5 protein-coding genes are annotated in these 7,591 nt (G+C 65.8%); 3 read left to right on the plus strand and 2 right to left on the minus strand.

Annotated elements, in window-relative coordinates; genetic code table 11:
* Nucleotides 1-95 precede the first annotated feature (95 nt).
* A complete protein-coding gene (locus tag AC5RWX_RS27885) occupies nt 96-1,271 on the minus strand; it encodes a resuscitation-promoting factor (protein WP_494099499.1) in 1,176 nt (391 codons plus the stop codon).
* A gap of 281 nt (nt 1,272-1,552) precedes the next feature.
* On the minus strand, nt 1,553-2,458 hold the full coding sequence (locus AC5RWX_RS27890) for a TatD family hydrolase (protein WP_494099500.1): 906 nt from the start codon (nt 2,456-2,458) through the stop codon (nt 1,553-1,555).
* A 164-nt stretch (nt 2,459-2,622) separates the two neighbouring features.
* Here AC5RWX_RS27890 and AC5RWX_RS27895 point away from each other — a divergent pair, with 164 nt between their 5' ends.
* The 3 genes from AC5RWX_RS27895 to AC5RWX_RS27905 all read left to right on the plus strand — a co-directional run.
* Nucleotides 2,623-3,747 carry an AAA family ATPase gene (locus AC5RWX_RS27895; RefSeq protein ID WP_494099501.1) on the plus strand — a complete coding sequence of 375 codons (1,125 nt, stop codon included), beginning with the start codon at nt 2,623-2,625 and terminating at the stop codon, nt 3,745-3,747.
* Between the two features lie 9 nt (nt 3,748-3,756).
* Entirely contained in the window at nt 3,757-5,241 is a 1,485-nt protein-coding gene (locus tag AC5RWX_RS27900) for a DUF58 domain-containing protein (RefSeq protein ID WP_494099502.1), read from the plus strand.
* Nucleotides 5,238-7,591 (plus strand): transglutaminase TgpA family protein (locus AC5RWX_RS27905; RefSeq protein ID WP_494099503.1); only part of this gene is annotated, 2,354 nt, incomplete at its 3' end. The genes AC5RWX_RS27900 and AC5RWX_RS27905, both read left to right, overlap by 4 nt.

Consider the following 7,591-nt stretch of genomic DNA (forward strand, 5'->3'; position numbering starts at 1 on the left):
GCGGCCCTGGCCCCCGCCCCGGTAATGTCCGGCGGCCGGGCCCGGAAGATCCGGGCCCGGCCGCACTGCCCCAGGGGGCTTGTGGTCTTCTGGTGTCAGCTGGTGGCAGCCCAGCCGCAACCCCAGGGCTGGAGGCCGCGCTGCGCGTAGACGCGGTTGGCGATGTCGATCTGCTGGGCCTTCGTGGCAAGGCTGGCGTTGGCAGCGTATGCGCCGCCGCCGGATCCCAGCCAGGTCCGGATGTCGAACTGGAGGCCGCCGTAGTAGCCGTTGCCGGTGTTGATGGACCAGTTTCCGCCTGATTCACACTTGGCGATCTTGTCCCACATGCCCTCGTTCATCATGGCAGGGGCGGCGGCGCCGGTGTTGGCACCGGCAGTGGCTGCCGGTGCGGGAGCGGCCTGTGCCACTGGCTTGGCCTTGGTGCCAACGGTGATCTTCTCAGTGACGGGCTGCGCGGTGACGGCTTCCGACACCAGGGTGCGGGATGCTTCGCGGCCGTCAACCAGCACGAGCTTGAAGGTCTTCTCCACCTTGCCTGCGGCGCCTGCCTGGGTGACTTCCTTTTCACCCTTCAGCAGCTCGGCGCTCTCGATAGTCTCCGAAGTGAACGGGACATTCTCGGTGGTCACCGCAGTCTGGCCGGTGTCCACGCGGGAGACCTTGATGACCATGTTGTTGACCACGTGCGCGTTGGCGGGCTGTGAAGAACGGTCATTGGCGCCGAGGGTCAAACCTGCATCTTCCAGTACCTTGCCCACAGTGGCGGCAGTTGTGGTGGCGGTCTCTACCTTGCCGTCAGCGACAATGCTCACAGACTTGGGAGTGGAAATGGAGACGAAGGACCCGGCCACCGAGAGCTGGGCGTCCTTCGGTACCGAAACCGAGGACGCACTTGCCACACCGAGTTCGGTCACCAGTCCTTCTACGTCCTGCGCCGTAGTGTTCACGGTCTTTTCGGAGCCGTCCAAGCTGACTTTGACTTCCTTGGCCATGTTGACGTTGATGACCGTGCCGTCCTGGACGGTGGCATCAACAGACGGGGAGACCCTGTCCGCGGGCTTCAGCTCCACGTTTGCGCTTTTGACGACCTGCCCCACAGTTCCGCCGAATGTCTGGACGGACGTTACCTTGCCGTCGACATTCAGCGTGATGGTTTTGTTATTGCCGACGAAGGCTACGAGGCCCACAACCAGCGCGCACAGCACCAGGAGTTGCGTCCCAACCTTGACGTAGCTGAACTTGCCGTCCGTTGTGAAGAGCTTGACCACGATTGCCCGTATCTTTAGGTCCTTCCGGGCACGGGGATAGCGCAATAAAATGCCCGGCACCACCTGAAAGAGGGGTAGTCCGGGCACCCTTGCACCGCCACACTCCGCGGAGCAGGCAGGCTGGAAAAAGGCCCAGCAGCTGCTGCTGCAAATGAAGTGAATTTACCCGGCGGCCTTCCCCGACCCCGGCTAACAGATTCCCACTGTAACCGTAGCGTTATAAAGCCACCAAGAATTATGCATACCGCGTATTTTTACCTGGCTCCTCCGGTGTTGTGTTCTTAATCCCAGGATCCGTACGCCCGCACGGTGTTTTGACTGATTCGGGCGCCCAACGCGGCAAGGTCAGTGGTTGTCAACTCCGCCATCGCACGGACGGTGTAAGGGACCATGTAGCTGGCGTTCGGCCGGCCCCGGTGCGGGTGCGGAGTCAGGAAGGGAGCGTCCGTTTCCACGAGGACCAGGTCAGGATCCGCGGCGGCGAGCGCGGCCCGCAGGTTGGTTGCGTTCTTGAACGTCAGCGTGCCGGCAAACGACATCCACCATCCTTCTTTGTTACAGGTGGATGCCAACTCCTCGTCTCCGGAAAAGCAGTGGAAAACCACGCGCTCGGGAGCTCCTTCTTCCTTCAGCACCTGGACAACGTCGCTGTGGGCGTCCCGGTCATGAATCTGCAGCGTCAGGTTCAGCCGCTTTGCGATATCTATGTGGCGACGGAAGGAGTACCGCTGGTGTGCCAGCCCCTCGCCCTCCGTGCGGAAAAAGTCGAGCCCCGTCTCGCCGATGGCCCGGATCCGCGGATGGGCTGCCAGCTGCTCGATTTCCGCCAAGGCCTCTTCCAGCTGGCCGCGTTCGGCGTAGCGGGGAGCATCGTTGGGGTGAAGCGCCACCGCTCCGAGCAGCCGCTCGTCCAAGTCCACCGCCTGCACCGTGAACCGGGAGGATTCCAGGTCGCAGCCCACCTGGACCGCTCCCTGGACACCTACCGCGGCGGCGGCGTCGAGCGCCTCTTTGATGCCCACCGGTGCTTTTCCATGCGGGAAGTCCAGGTGCGTGTGGTTGTCCATGACCGGCACCGGCAAAGGTTCCGGAGCAGGGGGAAATTCCCGTTGCGGACGACTGTCTTCTTCCGTAGCGCCGCCGGCAGCGGAAGCACGGTAAGCGGCGGGGATCAGCGGATTGCACATCCATCAACCCTAAACCGCTGAGGTGGCCGCATATTTGTTGGAACTCTCTGTCAGCTACGGCAGTTGTGTTAGTAGTCTGGTACGAACACATGCAGGCGCCCACCGACGGGCGAAGGCCGGGCTTACTGTCCCGTCCAGGTGAACCCCGGGCTGAAAGGTTGCCGATGGAATCCCACCGACGCACTGCCAGTGATGTGAGCGCTGCGAACCGCAACCTGGCGGGGGTTTCCGACCACGTCAGCCGTCTCAACGGGCACCGGCCCAACGCAATGGACGGCGCCTCCTTCCACGCCGCAAGCCAGCGGATCCTGGATACGATCAACACTGTCATTGACGGAAAGTCCGACGCCGCGAAGCTGGCGCTGACAGTCCTGCTGGCCCAGGGCCATCTGCTCCTGGAGGATGTGCCGGGCGTGGGAAAGACGCTTTTGGCCAAGACGCTCGCCCGGACCATCGACTGCACGGTCAACCGGATCCAGTTCACCCCGGATCTGCTGCCCTCCGACGTCACCGGCGTTTCCATTTATAACCAGGCTTCCAGGCTCTTCGAGTTCCGTCCGGGTGCTGTGTTCGCCAACATCGTGATCGGCGACGAGATCAACCGCGCGTCAGCAAAGACGCAGTCCGCCCTGCTCGAATGCATGGAGGAACACCAGGTGACGGTGGACGGCACTTCCTACCGGCTGGACGAACCGTTCATGGTGGTGGCAACGCAGAACCCTATTGAGATGGAGGGCACGTATCCGCTGCCGGAAGCCCAGCGGGACCGCTTCATGGCGCGCATCTCCATGGGCTACCCGGACAAGGACTCCGAGATTGAAATGCTGGAGACCCATCAGGCAGCGTCACCCCTGGCCAAGGTATCGGCGGTGGTGACCACTGCGGACGTGGCGGCGATGATCACCACGGTCCAGCAGGTCTACGTCTCGCAGGCAGTCAAGGAGTACACAGTCTCCGTGGGCAGGGCCACCCGGGAGAGTCCCCTGCTTCGCCTGGGCGCGAGCCCGCGGTCCATGCTGCAGCTGCTGCGGGCTGCCAAGGCGACAGCTGCCCTGGACGGGCGCGACTTCGTGCTGCCGGACGATGTCCTGGATGTTGCGGAATCTGTGCTGGCGCACCGCATCATCCTTGACCGGAAGGCCGCCGGCGCCGGAGAAAGCCCACACAGCGTCCTTCGTGGCATCCTGTCCCGGCTGCCCATTGCACAAAGGCCGGCGGACGCCGGAAACAAGGGTGCCGCGTCCACGGGCAGGAACACCCCTGTGGCAGGCCTGAGCAGGAACCACTAGGCGGCTTTCATGGCTTTGCTGGACAGACTGCCCCGACACCTCTTCACCCAGCGCGGCTGGGGCATGCTGGACAGACTGCCCCGACACCTCTTCACCCAGCGCGGCTGGGGCATGCTGGCTGCAGGGGCCGCAGCACTTGCCGCAGCACACGTGATGGGCCGGAGGGACCTGCTAAGCCTCGCCGTACTGCTGTTCGTCCTTCCGCTGGTCTCCCTCGCGGGAATCCGGCTGGTGAAGCCCCGCTTCCAGGTGTACCGCGAATTCAATCCATCACCGGTGGAAACGTCGGCCCCCACCACCGTGCGGCTTGCGGTAGCGCGGACCGGGGCAGGCAACGGGAGGGCCACCATGGAGGAAAAGCTCCCGCCCCGGTTCGGTGAGTCGCCCGCCTTCCGGTTTCCGTCCCGCTCCGCCAACGGCGGCACCAGCAGGTACGAGTACCATCTCCACTCCGCCCAGCGCGGCCAGTTCCTCATCGGGCCCGTGACCGCCGAATTCACCGACCCGTTCGGGCTGTCCCTGCACCGGCAGGCCATAGACGATGGCGATACGCTCACCGTAACGCCCGCCGCCGTCGTGCTTCCCTTAACCGGGCTGGCCGGCGCCCGGGGCAACGACGGCGTTACGGCCACCAGGATCCGGGCAAACCCCAGCGACGACGACGTGATGACCCGCGAATACCGCCACGGCGACCCGATGCGCCGGGTGCACTGGGCCGCTACCGCGCGCCATGGTTCCCTGATGGTGCGGCAGGAGGAATCCGTAACAACGCCCGAAGCCACCATCATCCTGGACCATAGGTTCACCGCCTTCTCCGGCGGTCCCGGGGCGCTGCCGGCAGGAAGTGCAGCCCAGGACGGCCATTCCATGATCAGCAGCGAAACCTTTGAGTGGGCCGTTGTTGCCGCCATGTCCATCAGCGCCCACCTGGCCGAGCGCAATCACGCCCTGCGCCTGCTGGACGCCCGCGGGGAACCTGCGTTCCTCAGTTCGCCCTCCGCTCCCGAACCCGAGGTGGAGGAGTACAGCGGGGGGTCCGGGCTCCAGTCCATCGCCGAAAGCCTGGCAGCAATCCAACTCACCGGCCCGCACGCCCGCCGCGACTCCGGGCGCCGGGACATTTTGGGCCTCCGGGAATCGCACGGGCACCAGGACTCCGGACCCCCGCCCTTTCACGACAACCTGATGGACAAGTTATCGGCGCACCGCATGCGGGGTCCCCTGATCGCTGTCCTGGGAAAGATCTCACCGCTGGACGCTTTGTCCCTCGCCCCGGCCGCCGGGTATGGCACCAACGCCTTTGCCATCGTTATCACTGATCGGCCCGCGGAATACGAGGACGCACTCGAGAAGCTCCGGCAGGGCGGCTGGCGGGCTGCCGCGGTGCCGCCGTCAGTATCGGTCGCAGCGGCGTGGAACCAGTTCGACCAGGACGTCCCATTGCCCGAAACGCCGGCAACGGAGGTCCGGCGGGGAGCGGAGGTGGCAGGATGACCATTGCGCCACCCAGGAGTTCGGGAACGGACCGGCAACCCGCGCCGCCCGCAGGGAACCCGGCAGGGCGAACCCGTGTGGGGGCCTACCCCTGGATGATGGCGGGCTCCATTGCCGTGGCAGTGGCCGGGGCAGCCCTGTCACTGAACGGAGTCCTGCGGGGCTGGGGCTGGTACTGGCCAGTTCTCACCACCGTGCTGGTGGTCTGCTTCACCCTGGCCGCCCTGCGTTCGGCCAGGGCACAGCCCCTGCTGGTCACTGCCGGCGGGTTCCTTGCCCTTGGCGCCGTCCTGACCCTGACGTTCTTCCGAGGCTCCAGTGTTGCCGGCATCATCCCCACCGGGGGCAGCCTGGGCGAGCTGGACCGGCTGATCCGCCGGGCCAGCGAAACAGTACTCTCCGAAACAGCTCCCGTGGCCCCCAACGTGGGCATCGTTATGGTGATCTGCGCAGTCCTGGGCCTGGCGGTCATCCTCGTTGACGCGCTCGCCGTTCCGCTGGGCATGCCTGCCGCCACGGGCGCGGGGCTGCTGGCCATCCTCGTGGTGCCCGCCATGATCAAGCCCCAGAGCGTCGGCTTTTGGGGTTTTACGGCCGCCGTCGCGGGGTACCTGATGATCCTGGCCTGCAGCCAGTGGTTTGTCCCGGATGCCCGCACCCCGGTCGATTCCGCCCGGAACCCTGGCCAGGTCCGGCGGGCTGCTTTGACGGGGTCGGTGGCGCTGGTGGCAACCATGCTGGTGCCGATGGCGATCCCCGGCTTCGACCAGGGCACGTTCCCGCAGGGTTCCCGGCTCAATCCTTGGGGCACCTCCACTGGCCTGAACCCGATGATCACCCTGGGCAACAGCCTGCGCACCCCTGCCGGGACGGGACGGATCACGTACGCCACCAATTCCACCGCCCCGCTTTACCTGCGGTCTGTCACTGTGGACCATTTCGACGGCGACTCCTGGGGCCCGGATGACCGCAACGCGTCCCGGCGCCCCCTTGGCAGCCAGATCGATCCCGGCTATACGGTTCTCGCGGACGAACAGCAGCCGCTGGTTACGGCAATAGATGCCGGAAGCTTCACCAGCCCGTACCTGCCGGCACCGTACCCGCCGGAATCAGTGCGGGGCCTTGATGGCCGCTGGACCTGGGATCCCGCCACCCTGAGCATCAAAGGGACGGATACCACCTCCCGGCGGCAGGAGTACCTGGTCACGTCCTCCATTCCAAGGCTGACGGCCGGGCTCCTGGCCGAATCCTCTGCAAACGTGCAGGGCATCTCCGAGGACTTCACCAGAATTCCGGGCAACGTGCCCGATATCGTCCGGACCACAGCCGGCACGGTGGCAGGGACCGGTGCAACGCCGTACGAGAAGGCGATGGCCATCCAGAAGTACCTTCGCTCCGCGGAGTTCACCTACTCCCTGCAGTCACCGGTGCAGGGCGGATACGACGGAAACGGGCTTTCGGTCCTGGCTGACTTCCTGGAACAGAAGAGCGGCTATTGCATCCATTACGCCTCCGCGATGGCCGTGATGGCCCGGCTCGAAGGGATTCCCAGCCGGATTGCGGTGGGCTACGCCCCCGGCAGGTTGACCGGTGCCACTGTTTCCGTGGCCGGCCAGGGTGCGCTGCCCGAATACGAGGTGGATGCGAGGGATGCCCATGCCTGGCCGGAACTGTACTTCCAGGGTTTGGGCTGGGTGCCTTTTGAGCCCACACCGTCCCGTGGGGTCGTGCCTGACTACGCCACGGAGACATCGGCCTTTTCGGCCCCGGGTGCCCTCGAAAACAACGACGACCTTGTCCCGGATGCCACGCCGGCACCCGCTCCGGCACCCAGCGCCGCTCCCCTGCCTGCTCCGGGTGGAGGCCAAGGCGCTGAAGCCGGCGTGCAGGTTCTGCCTTTGCTTCTGGGCCTGGGCGGTGTCCTGGGGGCAGTTCTTCTCGCCGCAGCGCCGCGGCTGGCCAGGACAGGAATCCGGGCCCGGCGGCTCCGACCGGCTGCACCAGGGACGGCCGCGGCGCTGGCCTGGAGCGAAATGGTGGACCTGGGGACGGACTACGGCATACCGCCGAAGCCGAGCGAGACCCCGCGCGCCTATAGCGCCCGTCTCCGCGAATCCGGGCTGCTGGGGGACCCGGGAGGACTTGACGATGCCGCCCATCGGGCCGCCGCAGCTTTGACCTCCGACTTTGAACGCCGACAATACGGCCCGCCGGCGGCAGCGGGCGTGCCTGGAGGGAGCACCGGCGGCAGCGGTCCGAGGGCAGAAGGCGCTTACCAGGAGGTAACCGGCGCCCGGATAGCGGCACTTGAAGCTGCTTTGCGCGCCCATGCTCCCAGCCTGCGGCGGCT

The sequence above is a fragment of the Arthrobacter sp. SPT-J7 genome (assembly GCF_059089965.1).